The sequence below is a fragment of the Sutcliffiella sp. FSL R7-0096 genome (assembly GCF_038595065.1).
GTDB lineage: Bacteria > Bacillota > Bacilli > Bacillales > Bacillaceae_I > Sutcliffiella_A.
On the sequence record NZ_CP152003.1, the window covers coordinates 1,902,836 to 1,918,937 of the forward strand.

Consider the following 16,102-nt stretch of genomic DNA (forward strand, 5'->3'; position numbering starts at 1 on the left):
ACTAGGGGATTACAATGAATAAGCTCAAAAACCTGTATTTCAAAAGCATAGAATTAGTTGTTGGCTTTGTATCATCAAGCTGGAGATTTATTGTATTGGGCCTATTATTCTACATAACCGTCTTCATATTGTTTATGAGTCACTTCTTTTATTCAGGAGCGGGGAAATGGTTTGATATGGTTTTTGTTATAGCGACAGGGGCACTTGCTTTGGTGCTTGGGGTGTTACTGACCATTCTTCTGCTGAAAATGTTGGAGAGGTTACCGAGGTTTCTGGTAGCGGTCATCATTGGGGGGATTTGCGTTGTCTATAGCATAGGTACTTATATGGGCCCTTTCTTCCGGTTGATGGGGTTTACCGTTATCGTGCTAGGTGTCCTTATTGGTATAGCAGTATTTTTATATAAAAGAGGCGGGAGAGCCATTTTTCTTACTTTTTCTATTTTCACGTTAGTGGTGCACGGCATTCTTATGTATTATACACTCACAGATGGAAATGAAGGCCCATGGTCGCTTGGTCTGTCGCAAGAAGAATCATCGCTAGAGAACCCTGCTAACAAAGGCAACTACAACATTCAATATTTTACATATGGAAGTGGTGAAGATAAGCAAAGGGAAGAGTATACAGATGTTATGTTCAAAACCCATACAGTCAATATGTCCCCTTTTATTGTTCATCCTAAAGGATTGAATAAATGGTACAGGGAATGGTTCTGGGGGTTTAATCTCAAAAACGCTCCGTTGAATGGAAGAGTATGGATGCCAAAAAGCGAGGAAGAAGGAAAATTCCCTTTAGTACTTATTGTCCATGGAAACCATAACATGGCTGATTTTTCAGATGGGGGTTATTCCTATCTTGGAGAACTGCTTTCAAGCAAGGGTTATATAGTTGTTTCTGTAGATCAGAACTTCATTAATTCAGGAAAAACAGGTCATATCGGATGGGATAATGCTGGTAGGGCTTGGTTATTGTTGAAGCATTTGGAGCTGTGGCAAAACTGGAATACCGACAAGGCACATGCTCTTTTTAACAAAGTGGATATGGAAAATATTGCCCTGATTGGCCATTCACGGGGAGGGGAAGCCATTAGCATTGCCTCAATGTTCAATGAATTGGACCGCTTTCCTAACAATGCAAAGGTCAGTATGAATTTTGATTTCTCTATTAAATCCTTGATCGGTTTATCCCCAGGGGATGGACGCTTTAAGCCAGGTGACCAGCCGGTTGTTTTGGAAGATGTCAATTATCTCACCATTCATGGAGGAAATGATACGGACCACACCAGTTATTGGGGGATGAGGCAATTCCAGAGAGTGGAATTCTCAAATCAATTCGATGGTTTTAAAAGTAGCATTTACATAAATGGTGGAAACCATGGCCAATTCAATACAGATTGGGAAGTAGATCAGCCAAGCCCCTATTGGTGGTTTATGAATAGAAAAGAATTGATGGAACCAGAAATGCAAAGGGACATTACCAAGCTATATGTGTCGTCATTTCTTGATGCCACATTAAAAGAAAAAAGGGAATATCGAGCATTCTTTTCTGACAAACAGGCTATGGCGCCGTATCTCCCAGTGGATCCCCTAAGGATAAGATATGATGACAGTGACTTTCAGCCTATTGCTACATTTGAGGAAGATGTGGATGTGACAAGTACAACCCATGAGGATGGCAGGCTACAAGGATACAATCTTCATGTATGGAAAGAAGTAAACTTGCTTCAAAGAAATAAAGAACACCAAGATAATCAAGTTGTCAAACTAGGGTGGAAAAATGGTAACAGTCGATATAGTGTGATTTTGCCGGAGGATTTATCAGCAGGGCTGAAAAAAGGAACAGTGTTAAGATTTGATGCGGTACAAGCGCATTCAACAAGATATGAGTTTTATCACTTACCGATTCCCAAAGGGTATGCGGATGCTGCCATCCCTATTACATTATCTGTCAAGCCAAAAGGAACGAATAGGTTAGATAGTAGAATTAGGAAGACAGTATTTATTGAACCAACCTATACAACCAAGCTCTATCGTTTTGATTGGTGGAATGAGCGCATTGGCAATCAGTATGAACATATGCTGCAAACATACGAGGTGCCGCTGAATTTTCTTGAGGAAGCTTTTCCTGGATTGGATTATACGACCATTAATGAATTGACATTTGAATTTAACCAAACGGAAAGTGGTTTACTATTTTTAGATAACATCGGCTTTCAAAATGAATAAATTCCCCCACTCTCCCCCATAGTAATGGTAGTAACTAAAGACTATAGGGGGAGAGTGGGTAGAATATGAGAAAAATACAGCTCCTATTAATGATTGCAATTCTTTTATATCCTCTAAGTGCAGCAGAATCAAGTGTGCTGCCGACTCCTACTACAGTTCAGGTAAACAAACCATCCCGACATATTCTTTATGATATAGAAAAACCTAAAGCGAAGGAGGTAAAAGCACCTCTTCTTGTACACTTCATTGATGTTGGGCAAGGGGATGCCATCCTTTTACAAACGCCGAACGGGTCAAACATTTTGGTGGATACAGGTCCAAAAAAATCCGCTGCACAATTATTAGCCTATTTAAAAGAAATTAAGGTCAACTCTATCGATCTTTTGGTGATAACACACCCGGACTTCGATCATATTGGAGGAATACCATCCTTATTGGAGAAAATCCCAGTAAAAAAAATCTTGGATAGTGGAAAGGCTCATACGACGTTAACATTTATCCAATACAAACAATACGTCTGGAACAATATCGTTCCTGTACAATATGCTAAAGAAAAAATGAAGCTCCAGGTTGATCCGGACCTTAAGATAAAAGTCCTAAACAGTGGCTCGGAGGAAAAAGGGACCAACAATGCCTCTATTGTCCTCCATCTCACCTATGGAGATATTCAATATCTGTTGATGGGCGATACGGAGGAAGAGGAAGAGAAAAGACTTAGCAGGAAATACAACCTTGAATCCACTATCCTTAAAGTGGCACACCATGGATCAAACAGCTCTTCGACAGCTTCATTTTTAATGGATGTGCAACCGAAAATAGCCGTCATCTCTGCTGGGAAGAATAATGATTTTCACCATCCACATCTTCCTGTCATTAGCAGATTGATTGAGAGTGGGGCGGATATCTATAATACAGCGGAATCCGGATCTATTGTTTTTTCAACAGATGGAAAGCTGTTGTATGTGAACAACCGCCCTTGGCTTTATGCTAACCAAAACAAAAAGGACTCTTCGAAATCCGTTGTCATCACGGATTTGGATGTAAAAGGGGAAATGGTGACCATTGAAAATAAAAGCGATAAAACGGTTGATATGTCGTACTGGAAACTTGTAAGCAAAAAAGGCTACCAAACATATGATTTCCCGGTTGGTTACAAGCTTCAGTCAGGAGAAACAATTTATATTGCTTCTGGTGCACAGAAGCAACACTTTAAACGATATATACATTGGTTGAGTGATTACTTATGGAACAACGATGGCGACAAGGCACAACTTTACGATGATAAAGGCGAACTGGTAGATGAATTTGAAGTGGTGGTGGAAGAAGAATAGGTTTCATTTCTCTCGATTTGTGTTAAATAAGATGGTAAGATACTTTTTATGTTTATCACTGAGAGAAAAAAATGAGGAGCCATGACATTGAAAAAGCTAAAAAAACCTGTTCGTTTAGTGCTAGCCTTATTGATAAGTTTCGTTCTGTTTATTTCCTATATTCATTCAACCAAGGAAGAAGTAATTGCCTCTGCAGTTAAGGAGTCCAATCAAAATGGCGTTTCATTAAGTTTGCAAAATCCATACATAATGCCTATAAAAATTTATAAGGCCTCCATGGTTGATGCCAACAAGAACGAACTGCCTATCACCGTTTACAATATCCAGTTGAGTGGAGTTTATAGTGGCGGGAATTCTAGTGTTGACGAATCATTCATGTCAACCCAGACGGATGAATTCAAGGAATTGGATGAAGTGACAATCCCTAGTGACGCCTCAAAATCTGATAAAATCTATAGTATCTATCTAAAGGATGCAAAGGGTGATGGAACGGTAAAAAATGCAGAAAAAGTAACAGTATCATTCAAAGTGTTTTCATTCCTCCCCTTTACCACCACCATTTCCATCTGATGCGCTGCTATATGCAGCGCTCAGACTGTTGACAAACTATAAACTAATTAGGTTATCTGTTGGAAGAGTTGATCTTCGTTCCAGGAGCTTCGCTTTCCGCGGGCAGTCCGGAAGCCTCCTCGGGCTACGCCCTGCGGGGTCTTCCATGTCCTTTCCTCCCGCAGGAGTCTTCGCTCCTTCCACTGCGATCAACTAGAGTATTTCATTATTTTAAGCTTTGTCTACACACTGTGCGCTGCTATATGCAGCGCTTTTTTAGTTGGTAAAGATCTTAAAATCTTAGATTAAAATACCAAAGTCCGGGGAAATTAAGATAAGTTATGGCTAGGTATCGTAATCTTTATGAATTCATTAGTGTTTAAGGCGATAAAGAGAGGGAATGTACATAATGGAGATTGTCAATTACGACTACATTAACAGTTGGATGGTTTTAGGCTCCATGGCGGACCCGCGTTGGTGGCTGTTATTTGTGTCAATCTTTTTTCCTTGGGTAATTTGGTGGAAAGCAGTGGATAGATCAAGGCTGTTTGAGATACTATCATTTGGACTTTTTTGGGCTGCAATGGCAACTTGGTTGGATTTGCTGGGCACGACCTATAATATGTGGAGCTATCCATTCAAGTTAAATGATCATACTACAACGCTTCTTCCGGCAGACGTTTCGGTCATCCCGGTGATGTACATGCTACTTTATCAGTTCTCATCTACTTGGAAGGCTTATGTTTTAGGAAGTATCTTAATTGCCGTGATATTATCCTTTATCTTCGAACCCTTGTTTATACTATTTCAGATGTTCGAACTAAAAACCTGGTCACATACGAAGTCTCTTGTTTCATTTTCTCTACTAGCAATCATCACTAGGGCAATCTTTTATTTGTTAAGTTCCATCAAGAAACAGAATTGATTTTGGGAGAAACTTTTTAGTTGACGAACATGTATATACAAGTTAGACTTGTAATCGTTAGCATGTATATACAAGTTGGATGTGAAATGTAAGCGTTTATTAAATGGAGTGAAAAATATAAAAAAATTTGGTCAATACAACATTACTGGAGGGATTTTATATGTTCAAAAAGTTATTTGGCATGAAAGATACAACGGAAACTCCCACTGAAGAAGTAATTCTAGCCCCACTAAGCGGAAGGGTTACAGAATTGAGCGAGGTTCCTGATCCTACATTTTCTCAAAAGATGATGGGGGACGGATTAGCGATTGTTCCAACCGAAGGAGAGGTGGTTTCCCCTGTTGATGGGGAGATTATACAGTTCTTCCACACGAAACATGCTATCGGTATCCGTTCTCAAAGCGGTGCGGAAATTTTAATACATGTGGGACTTGAAACAGTATCAATGAATGGTGAGGGTTTTGAGGGGCATGTCAGGGAGGGGGATAAAGTGAAAGCCGGTGATAAGCTTATCACTTTTGACCTCCATTTAATCAATGAAAAAGCTGCAAGTACCATTACTCCAATCGTCATTACTAACGGAGAAAAGGTGGAAAACTTAGACAAAAAACTTTCAGATCAAGCAGTTAAAGGTCAAACAGAGATATTCCATCTAAAAACAAAAGCATAAGGAATGTCAGAGAAGGTTCCGCAGGTGCCCAGTGGAAAGCGAAGCCTTATGGGGAGATTACCAGCGGTGTTATGAGGAATTTATAAAGATATAGTAGAGTAGGCAAACAGGAGGATACAGATATGGACATAAGAAAACAGGCGGAAGAAATTGTCCAAGCTTTAGGGGGAAAAGAAAACGTAAGTGCAGCCACGCATTGTGTGACTCGTCTCCGTTTGGCTTTGCATGATGAAGGCAAAGTAGATCAAGATGCCTTGGATAATATAGATGTGGTGAAAGGCTCATTCTCAACAAATGGCCAGTTTCAGGTCGTAATTGGACAAGGAACAGTCAATAAAGTGTATAAGGAATTTGTGGATATAACTGGGGTTGGAGAGGCTTCCAAGGATGAAGTGAAAAAAGCTGCGGAATCCAACTTGAATCCGATTCAACGTGCGATCAAGACACTTGCGGATATTTTCATTCCAATATTACCAGCCATTGTTACTGCCGGTTTGCTCATGGGTATTAACAATCTTCTGACGGGAGAAGGCATTTTCTATAATGGGCAATCTGTCATTGATGTACATCCACAATGGGCTGATATTGCAAGTATCATCAATCTTATTGCAAATACTGCTTTCGTCTTTCTACCAGGATTGATTGGTTGGTCAGCAGCCAAACGGTTTGGTGGGAGCGAATTGCTGGGAATTGTGTTAGGACTCATGCTCGTCCATCCGGATTTGCTTAATGCCTGGGGATATGCTGAGGCGCAGGAGGATGGGGCCGTTGAAACTTGGAAGTTCTTCGGTTTGGAAATCGAGAAAGTAGGATATCAGGGACAAGTACTACCAGTTCTAGTAGCTGCTTATGTGTTAGCTAAAGTGGAGCAGTTCTTATCAAAGCGGGTAAGCGATGCATTTCACATGCTTATTGTCCCTCCGATTACATTATTGCTGACAGGCTTTGTAACCTTTGTTGCTATTGGACCAGTTACATTTGCGATTGGTAATTTCCTAACAAACGGATTTGTTAATATCTTTGATGCTGTCCCTGCACTTGGTGGTTTGATCTATGGAGGACTATATGCACCACTTGTCATCACGGGGATGCATCATACATTTCTTGCGGTAGATTTCCAACTGATTGCTACAATCGGTGGGACATTCTTATGGCCAATGGTTGCCTTGTCTAACATTGCTCAAGGTTCAGCTGCTTTTGCCATGATGTTGGCTACGAAGGATGAAAAGCTGAAAGGTTTAGCGTTAACATCGTCCATCTCCGCATGGTTGGGGATTACAGAACCGGCTATGTTCGGGGTAAACTTACGTTTCCGCTACCCATTCTTTGCTGCAATGATTGGTTCAGCCATTGCAGGTATTATCATTACATTGGCAGGAGTAAAAGCCCCATCCATTGGGGTTGGTGGGATTCCGGCATTCTTCTCAATTATGGCAGAATACTGGCCAATCTTCTTCCTTGGAATGGGGATCGTACTTGTCGTTCCATTCGCGATCACCTTCTTAATAGCAAAAGTGAAAATGAGAAAAGAAGCTTAAGAATTGTAAAAAGGGGGTTGCCCCCTTTTTGCAATTTTTTCAATTTTAATACCTTGCAAAAACTTGAAGGGAGAGGTTGATTGATGAATCATTCCTGGTGGAAGGAAAGTGTTGTATATCAAATTTATCCTCGCAGCTTTATGGATTCTAACGGAGATGGCATCGGTGATATTCAAGGCATCATTTTAAAATTGGACTATCTAAAGGAACTTGGTGTCGATACCATATGGCTTTCACCTGTTTACGAATCTCCTAACGATGATAATGGCTACGATATCAGCAATTACCATAAGATTATGGTTGAATTCGGCACTATGGAAGATTGGGAAGAACTGTTACAACAGGTACATATGCGAGAAATGAAATTGATCATGGACTTGGTGGTAAACCATACCTCTGATGAACATGAATGGTTTGTTCAGGCCAAATCCTCGAAAGATAATCCATACCGCGATTATTACATCTGGAGAGACCCTAAAGAAGATGGAAGCGAACCGAACAATTGGGCATCCAATTTTGGAGGATCGGCTTGGGAATATAATGAAAAGACCGAGGACTACTATTTGCATCTCTTTTCCAAAAAGCAGCCTGACTTAAATTGGGGAAATGAAAAACTCCGGGATGAAATATATAGCATGATGAAATGGTGGCTTGATAAGGGAATCGATGGCTTCCGGATGGATGTGATCAATTTTATATCAAAAGCCGAAGGCCTTCCAGATGGGGAAATAAAGCCTGGTCGTCCTTATGCTTCGGGGAGTAAATACTATAGAAATGGTCCAAATATACACGAATATTTACGTGAAATGAATCAGCAGGTATTATCTCATTACGATGTCATGACGGTAGGAGAAATGCCCGGTGTGACACCTGAACAGGCAAAAGATTATACGGGGGAAGATCGGAACGAATTGAACATGGTCTTTCAATTCGAGCATGTTGGCCTTGACAATGGCCCCAAGGGTAAATGGGATTTGAAGCCTCTTGATTTGATGGAACTTAAACAAAGCCTTTCGCGGTGGCAATATGCCCTAGGGGAAAATGGTTGGAATAGCCTTTATTTCAATAATCATGATCAACCGCGTTCCCTTTCAAGGTTTGGGGACGATGGAAAGTATCGTATGGAATCAGCAAAAATGCTGGCCACTCTTCTTCACATGATGAAAGGTACCCCATATGTGTATCAAGGGGAAGAATTGGGAATGACCAATGTTGCATTTGAAACGATTGACTCCTACAAGGATATTGAAACGCTTCAAGCATATACCGAATTGAAGGAACAGGGCTTTAGTGAAGAGGAAGTGATGCAGAGTATCCATGAAAAAAGCAGGGACAATGCCAGGACTCCCATGCAGTGGACTTCTGAGGAATATGCTGGTTTCTCCACCTCAGAGCCATGGTTAGCTGTTAATCCTAATTATACATCCATAAATGCCGAAGCAGAGGTGGCTAATGAAGCTTCTATCTTCCATTATTACAAGCAGCTTATCCAACTTCGTAGACAAAATGACTTGATCGTTTACGGTGACTATCAATTGATCCTTGAGGAAGATCCTGAAATTTTTGCTTATGTAAGAACGTATCAGGATAAGAAACTTCTTGTGATTTGCAACTTTTATGAGGAGGAGCCGATATTCAAGCTTCCGAGAGAAATAAACTTCATGACAAAGCAACTCCTTTTAAGTAACTACAAAGTCGATGAGCAGACAAGTATTTCAGAGTTTAGCATGCAACCTTATGAAGCTAGAGTCTACTTATTAAATTAATTTATTTTATCAAAATGAACAGAGGTGTTTTGAATGACGAAAATGGAAAAAGAACCTTGGTGGAAGAGATCGGTCGTCTATCAGATCTATCCCAAGAGCTTTAATGATACAACAGGAAATGGTGTAGGGGATATTCAAGGAATCATTGAGAAATTGGATTACTTGAAAGAGCTAGGTGTAGACGTCATCTGGTTGACTCCTATTTATAAGTCACCTCAAAAAGACAATGGCTACGATATCAGTGATTATTTCTCCATCCACGAAGAATACGGAACGATGGAGGACTTCGATCAGCTTTTAACAGAAGCGCATAGTAAGGGCATAAAAGTGATCATGGATATTGTGGTAAACCACACCTCAACAGAGCATGAATGGTTCCAAAAATCCAAAGTGGCGAAAGAAAATAACCCATATCGCGATTTTTACATCTGGAAGGATTCGAAGGAAGATGGAAGTGAACCGACGAACTGGGAGTCCAAATTTGGCGGGAATGCATGGCGGTATGATGAGAAAACAGGACAATGGTATCTTCATCTGTTTGATGTCACCCAAGCGGATCTGAACTGGGAAAATGAAAAGGTCCGCAATGAGGTTTATGACATGATGACCTTTTGGTTTGAAAAGGGAGTGGATGGTTTCAGGCTGGATGTCATTAATCTTATCTCCAAAAATCAGGATTTTCCTGATGATGATGGCTCCGTGCCTCCTGGAGATGGACGGAAATTTTACACAGACGGACCTCGCGTCCATGAGTACATGAATGAAATGTATGAAAAAGTGTTCTCGAAATATGACAGCATGACAGTAGGAGAGATGTCCTCCACTACGATCGACCATTGTATTAAATATACCCGTCCCGACCGTAATGAACTTAGCATGACTTTCAATTTCCATCACCTGAAAGTAGATTACCCAAATGGCGAAAAGTGGTCTGTTGCAGACTTTGACTTTCAACAATTGAAAGATATCCTATCGACTTGGCAGATCGAAATGGAAAAGGGCGGTGGCTGGAATGCCCTTTTCTGGTGCAACCATGATCAGCCCCGTATTGTTTCCCGTTATGGTGACGATAAAAATTATCACAACAAATCTGCCAAAATGCTGGGAACAAGCATGCACATGATGCGTGGAACTCCATATATCTATCAAGGGGAAGAATTCGGAATGACCAACCCTGGATTTGTGAAAATAAGTGACTATCGTGACGTGGAATCGTTAAACACCTTTGAGCTGAAAAAAGAAGCGGGTATGAGTGAGGAGGAGATCCTAGAAATCCTTCGTCATAAATCACGTGATAATTCTAGAACACCCGTACAATGGAATTCGGAAGAAAATGCTGGATTTACTAAAGGTACACCATGGATTGGTGTAGCAAGCAACTATCCTAAAATCAATGCGGAAGTTGCATTGAAAGACGAAGATTCGGTTTTCTACCACTATAAAAAATTGATTGATCTTCGCAAACAATATGATGTCGTTACACATGGTGATTTCCAACTGATTGAAGGTGACCATACGGAAATTTTTGCTTACATTCGAAACTGTGAAAATGAAAAGCTGCTTGTAGTCAGCAACTACTACGGTATAAACACGTCATTTGAATTACCGGAAGATATTGATGTTGAAGGCTACAGTGCGGAAATATTATTGAGCAATTATGGGGATTCTCCACAGGAATATAAAAAACTTTCCTTACGTCCATACGAATCCATCGTTTATCACCTGAAAAAGTAATGCTACAATAGTTGTAGGTGGTAGAAAATGAAAAATAATAAATATCAGGTAATTTATCAAAAGCTAGTCTCTAGAATAGAGCGGCACGAGCTTGTTGCCGGAGATAAACTTCCTTCTGAGCATGAACTGTTAGAGCTTTTTGATACATCCAGAGAGACAGTTAGAAAAGCATTAAATCAGCTTGCTCAAAACGGTTATATTCAAAAAATCCGAGGTAAGGGATCTGTAGTCCTCGATCGAGGTAAGTTTGACTTTCCCATTTCCGGTTTGGTCAGCTTTAAGGAACTGGCGGAGAAAATGGGTAGACCTTGGGAAACCATTGTACATGAACTGGAAACTGTGGTGGGATCATCTGATTTACAAAGTAAATTGGGGGAGATAGACCTTTGGAAAGTGATACGTTCACGGAAAGTGGATGGGGAAAGCATCATTTTGGACAAGGATTACTTTATAAAAAGCCAGGTTCCTTATCTTAATCAAGAAATTTGCAGTCACTCCATCTATGAATATTTGGAAAAGGAAGTAGGATTGCAAATAGCTTTTGCTGACAAAGAAGTAACGGTGGAAGAAGCGACAGAGGAAGATAGGGAAATCCTTGATTTGCAAGATTTGACACATGTCGTGGTCGTAAAGAGCATTGTACACCTGGATGATGCAAGCCCATTCCAATATACCGAGTCGCGCCATCGATTAGACAAGTTCCGATTTGTTGATTTTGCAAGAAGGATGAAGTGAATAAAGTATTAAGCAGACACTATCTTTTTTGGGAGTGTCTGCTTTTTTCGTTTCAAATGCTTAGCTTTACTAAGTTGCCTTTTAGAAGGGTTCGCAATGCCCGAAGCACCTTCAGGAAAGGACAAAAGGTCCATAGAAGGGGTCTCAGTGCCCGAATCACCATTGCGAAAGGTTAAAAAGTAACAGAATATCCATCACTCTCGTTTAGAACAATCGCGGTTACTTAAATGACGCAAACAACTTATTATAATTTTCTAAAAAATATACAAATAGAAACTCGGTTCGTTTATAATAGAAAGTAATAATTCGATTTTCGAAATAAATGGAGGTAATAGAAATGGTGCAAATGATGAAAGGTGCAGTGAAAAGAGAGGAAGTTCCATTGGATCAGACTTGGAACTTAAGTGATTTATATGACTCCACAGAAGCATGGGAGAGGGAGATGGAAGCTGTACAAACGGACCTGTCAAATGTAACGCGTTATCGAGGCAGAGTGGTAGCTGATGCGACAACACTTCTTGCATGTCTTAAAGATAAGGATGCTTTAACAGAAAGAGTGGCAAGAGTAATGACTTATGCTTCCTTGAAACAATCCGAGGATGGGACCAACCCTGAAAACCAGGCAAACTCAACGAGAGTTGGTGGAATGTTAGCTAAATTCAGTGCAAGCACATCATTCCTACAATCTGAAATTCTCCTAATGGATGAGGATAAGATAAAAACCTTCATTGGTGAAGAGCCAGAGCTGATTGATTTCCAAAAGACCTTGTTAGACATATTGGAAACAAAGCCACATAAACTTTCACCTGAAGCAGAGGAAGTACTTTCCGCCTTTAGTGAAGTCCATAATGCCCCATATATGATTTATCAAAGAAGCTTAATCTCTGATATGACATTTTCCTCCTTTACAACTGATGATGGGAAAACATATCCTTTATCATTCAACTCCTTTCCGAATTACGAGGGATCGGCGAATACGGAACTGCGAAGAAAAGCCTATGATTCTTATATTGAAACATTAAAAAAGTACAAGCATACATATGCTGCCACTTATGCGACAGAAGTGAAGAAGCAGGTGGTGGAAGCAAAATTACGAAACTATGATTCTGTAACAGATATGCTTCTTCATGATCAGCAAGTAACAAAAGAAATGTACAATAACCAATTAGATACCATTCAACGGGATTTGGCTCCGCATATGCGCAGATATGCAAAACTGAAACAGCGAGTATTAGGACTTGAAAAAATGCATTTTTGTGACTTGAAGGCTCCACTTGACCCAGACTTCAATCCGGAGATTACTTATGAGGAGGCTTCCAAACTCATTTTGGAATCACTTGAAGTAATGGGTCCTGAATATATGGAAATCATGGAGGAAGGCCTCAATAATCGATGGGTCGACCTGGCGGATAATGTCGGGAAAGGATCCGGGGCATTCTGTTCAAGCCCATATGGTGTGCATCCATATATCCTGATGACGTGGAGTGACTCCATGAGAAATGCCTATACCCTTGCACATGAATTAGGACATGCTGGTCATTTTCGTTTGGCAGGGCGTTATCAACGAATTTCTAACACCCGTCCATCCAGGTATTTTGTAGAAGCACCATCTACCATGAATGAAATGTTATTGAGCCAGCATATCCTTTCTAAGCCAAATGATGAGAGGATGCGCCGCTGGGTAATTCTGCAATCCCTTGGAACATACTATCATAATTTTGTGACACATATTTTGGAAGGGGAACTACAACGACGTATATATGAACTTGCAGACAAGGGAACTCCAATTACCGCTAATGTCCTTTGTGAGCAGAAGACAGATCTTTTAACTGATTTCTGGGGAGATTCGGTGGAATTGGACGAAGGTGCCGGGTTAACGTGGATGCGTCAGCCTCATTATTATATGGGTCTCTATCCATACACCTATTCAGCAGGGCTGACAGCTTCAACAGCGGCAGCCAAAAAGATAGAGAAGGAAGGAAAACCTGCAGTCGACGCTTGGCTGTCTGCATTGAAAGCCGGTGGTACATTAAAACCACAGGAGTTAATGCAGTTAGCAGGGGTAGACATGACAACCTCTGAACCAATCAAGGAAGCGGTAGCTTATGTCGGTTCGTTGGTGGATGAGTTGGAGAAAAGCTTCACTTAAAACCCAGAAACACCTTTGCCTCATTGGCGAGGTGTTTCTTTTTGACTATCAACACTTATTATTTTCTTCCGATAATACTAGTAGAATAAGAATAGATATGAATGGAAGGGCGTAATGTTTTTGGAAAATAAAAGTGAGATACTTCTAGATTCAGGTACTAATGAAGTTGAATTTTTAGAATTTTTGATAGGAGAGACTAGCTTCGGGATAAATGTCCTTAAGGTGAGGGAGATTATCAAGCCTCTAAATATAACAAAAATCCCACATTCCCACTCTAATGTCGAAGGAATTGTAGAGTTACGGGGTGAGGTTCTGGCTGTCATAAACTTAAGAAAGGCGTTAAATATAGATGGTCCCAGCCAATATTCTGAACAGAAATTCATCGTTTCAGAATTTAATGGAATGAAGGTGATCTTAAGGGTGGATCATGTCACTCAAATCCATCGGCTATCCTGGTCGGATATGGAAAAGCCAACCTCTTTCCAGAAAGGATTTGAAGATCATATAACGGGTGTAATCAAGCAGGAATCAAAAATGATTCTTCTTGTGGATGTGGAAAAAATACTGTTCGATATATATACGAACCTTGATAAGGAGACTATCCGAATCAGTAATAATATAAATCCTGCAAGACGGGAAAAAAGGATAATGATAGCAGAAGATTCTTCGATGCTAAGAAGGCTTCTCGAAGAGACGTTACATGCTGCAGGCTTTGAAAAGATTTTTTTCTTTGAAAATGGGAAAGAGGCATGGGAATATTTGGTGGAAGTAGTGAGGAACGGGCAGGAACGGATAGATCTTTTAATCACTGACATTGAAATGCCTCAGATGGATGGGCATCATCTTACTAAAAGGATAAAAGATGATAGCTCCTTATCCGGAATTCCAGTCATCATCTTCTCCTCACTTATTACAGAGCACTTAAAGCATAAAGGGGAACAAGTTGGGGCGGATGCACAAATCAGCAAACCGCAATTGACGAAGTTGATAGATTTAATTGATTCGCATTTATTTATAACCTAGAAAAGGAGCCCAATTGATTTATTGGGCTCCTTGTTATTCCTATCAGAGATAGCTTTCTCCGAGTTTCTTGAATACCGGCTTTTGATACTGTCTCTTTGGAGGTTGCTTCTTACCATCTGTGGGATGGAAGTTTGTATACCGTTGAAGTAAATTCTTAGCGACAGACAGAGACATATTCGCTTTGGGATTACGATAATGGTCGTTTAATTCACCAAGGTGTGGAAGGTCCGCAAAGTCTTCCTTAGTAGGTGGAAGGTGAAAGAAATAATCTCCTGCCGATACAAGTACGTCGGATTGCTGTCTGCTGTTTTTGGGGTTTCTTGAAAAGTGTAAACCTTTTTTGGTCGCCTTTCCTTCTGTTAAAAGCTTCTCCAGTGCTTTTCTTTTAAGAGAGTAGAGAAACTTTGGGTCCGGCGCGGTTTTGGCATGCCGATTTACTGTAAAGATGGCGCGTGAGAGGTTTTCAATAGAAGATTCGATGGAGGAATCGTTTTTTCTTTGATTTGTATAACTTTGTTTATGCATAATAGTCTCCTTTCCTTTTCCTTATTATACTGTTCCTTTAATGAAAATGGAAGAGGAGCTCCAATTCAGCATATAGATTCTACTTCAGCTTCAGATGCCTGCTATTGTGGGCGTATAAACACACGAGTCCCATTAGGTACGATGCTTGCCACCTCTAATACATCTTGATTATACATCCGTACACACCCCTTAGATACAGCATTGCCTATGGAACTTGGATCATTAGTTCCATGGATCCCATAGGATAACTTGGAAAGCGAAAGCCACATTGCGCCAAATGGACCGCCTGGATTAGCTTGGCGGTTTACGATGATGAAATCACCTACTGGTGTATCATATAACATTCTGCCAACAGCAATAGGGTATGTTTTTATGACAATCCCTTTATCTTTTAATACAAGCCTTCTATTAGCTATGGAAATTTCAATTGTGTATGGGATAGTATTTGCATCAGGTAAGCCTGGAATTATAATCTGCTGGCCGGGGACAATGATATTGGGATTAGGTAGACGATTGACGGCCAATACTTCCGCTAAAGTTCTTCTGTAATCCTTAGAAATTGAGCTCAATGTTTCTCCTGGCTTTACAATATGGATGGCCAACCATTTCACCACTTTCTTATGAGAAAATATAGCCTTTAGTTAAAAAGCCGATGCAGGCGATGCTGCGGCTTTATGTCCATTACCATTATCTATAATAATAAGGATATGGACGATAGGGTGGATAATATGGGTAAGGATATGGTGGTGGATAATAATATGGTCTCGGGGCCAACAAGGAGCCCACAGCTAATCCTCCCAAAAACGGAACGAAAGGAAAGCCGAAACCAAATCCTCCAATAAATCTGTTGTCTGGTACGTTTCTGTTAAGTGGAAAGTTTCGATTCATAAGACACTCGCCTCCTTTATAGGGTCACTATAATGTATGGAAAA

14 protein-coding genes are annotated in these 16,102 nt (G+C 40.4%); 11 read left to right on the forward strand and 3 right to left on the reverse strand.

The annotated features are described in order from the left end of the window. Positions 1–14: 14 nt before the first annotated feature. From MKY77_RS09650 to MKY77_RS09700, 11 genes are all read left to right on the forward strand, one after another. On the forward strand, positions 15–2,225 hold the full coding sequence (locus MKY77_RS09650) for a hypothetical protein (protein ID WP_339145622.1): 2,211 nt from the start codon (positions 15–17) through the stop codon (positions 2,223–2,225). 65 nt (positions 2,226–2,290) lie between these two features. Then, a complete protein-coding gene (locus MKY77_RS09655; protein WP_339145623.1) occupies positions 2,291–3,556 on the forward strand; it encodes an MBL fold metallo-hydrolase in 1,266 nt (421 codons plus the stop codon). 87 nt (positions 3,557–3,643) lie between these two features. After that, complete coding sequence (locus MKY77_RS09660) at positions 3,644–4,126, forward strand: hypothetical protein (protein WP_339145624.1); 483 nt, start codon at positions 3,644–3,646, stop codon at positions 4,124–4,126. A 388-nt stretch (positions 4,127–4,514) separates the two neighbouring features. Then, a complete protein-coding gene (locus MKY77_RS09665) occupies positions 4,515–5,030 on the forward strand; it encodes a CBO0543 family protein (RefSeq protein WP_339145625.1) in 516 nt (171 codons plus the stop codon). Between the two features lie 160 nt (positions 5,031–5,190). Beyond that, the gene (locus MKY77_RS09670) at positions 5,191–5,700 is read left to right on the forward strand and encodes a PTS glucose transporter subunit IIA (protein ID WP_339145626.1); all 510 of its coding nucleotides are present in this window, start codon (positions 5,191–5,193) and stop codon (positions 5,698–5,700) included. A 122-nt stretch (positions 5,701–5,822) separates the two neighbouring features. Next, positions 5,823–7,238: a PTS system trehalose-specific EIIBC component gene (gene treP, locus MKY77_RS09675; RefSeq protein WP_339145627.1), complete on the forward strand. Its 1,416-nt coding sequence runs from the start codon at positions 5,823–5,825 to the stop codon at positions 7,236–7,238. An 83-nt stretch (positions 7,239–7,321) separates the two neighbouring features. Further along, positions 7,322–9,004 (forward strand): alpha-glucosidase, encoded by a 1,683-nt coding sequence (locus tag MKY77_RS09680; protein ID WP_339145628.1) that lies wholly within the window; start codon positions 7,322–7,324, stop codon positions 9,002–9,004. A gap of 42 nt (positions 9,005–9,046) precedes the next feature. Then, complete coding sequence (gene treC, locus MKY77_RS09685; RefSeq protein WP_339149780.1) at positions 9,047–10,738, forward strand: alpha,alpha-phosphotrehalase; 1,692 nt, start codon at positions 9,047–9,049, stop codon at positions 10,736–10,738. Positions 10,739–10,765: 27 nt separating this feature from the next. Continuing rightward, on the forward strand, positions 10,766–11,473 hold the full coding sequence (gene treR / locus MKY77_RS09690) for a trehalose operon repressor (RefSeq protein WP_339145629.1): 708 nt from the start codon (positions 10,766–10,768) through the stop codon (positions 11,471–11,473). Between the two features lie 337 nt (positions 11,474–11,810). Continuing rightward, positions 11,811–13,622, forward strand: a complete 1,812-nt coding sequence (gene pepF, locus MKY77_RS09695; RefSeq protein ID WP_339145630.1) for an oligoendopeptidase F — start codon at positions 11,811–11,813, stop codon at positions 13,620–13,622. A 120-nt stretch (positions 13,623–13,742) separates the two neighbouring features. Then, positions 13,743–14,645: a chemotaxis protein gene (locus MKY77_RS09700; protein ID WP_339145631.1), complete on the forward strand. Its 903-nt coding sequence runs from the start codon at positions 13,743–13,745 to the stop codon at positions 14,643–14,645. Positions 14,646–14,687: 42 nt separating this feature from the next. On the opposite strand, the gene MKY77_RS09705 is transcribed toward MKY77_RS09700, so the two are convergent. From MKY77_RS09705 to MKY77_RS09715, 3 genes are all read right to left on the reverse strand, one after another. Beyond that, positions 14,688–15,170, reverse strand: a complete 483-nt coding sequence (locus tag MKY77_RS09705; RefSeq protein ID WP_339145632.1) for a YkyB family protein — start codon at positions 15,168–15,170, stop codon at positions 14,688–14,690. 101 nt (positions 15,171–15,271) lie between these two features. Then, positions 15,272–15,772, reverse strand: a complete 501-nt coding sequence (locus MKY77_RS09710) for a L,D-transpeptidase family protein (protein ID WP_339145633.1) — start codon at positions 15,770–15,772, stop codon at positions 15,272–15,274. A gap of 85 nt (positions 15,773–15,857) precedes the next feature. Next, complete coding sequence (locus MKY77_RS09715; protein ID WP_339145634.1) at positions 15,858–16,058, reverse strand: hypothetical protein; 201 nt, start codon at positions 16,056–16,058, stop codon at positions 15,858–15,860. Positions 16,059–16,102: the final 44 nt, after the last annotated feature.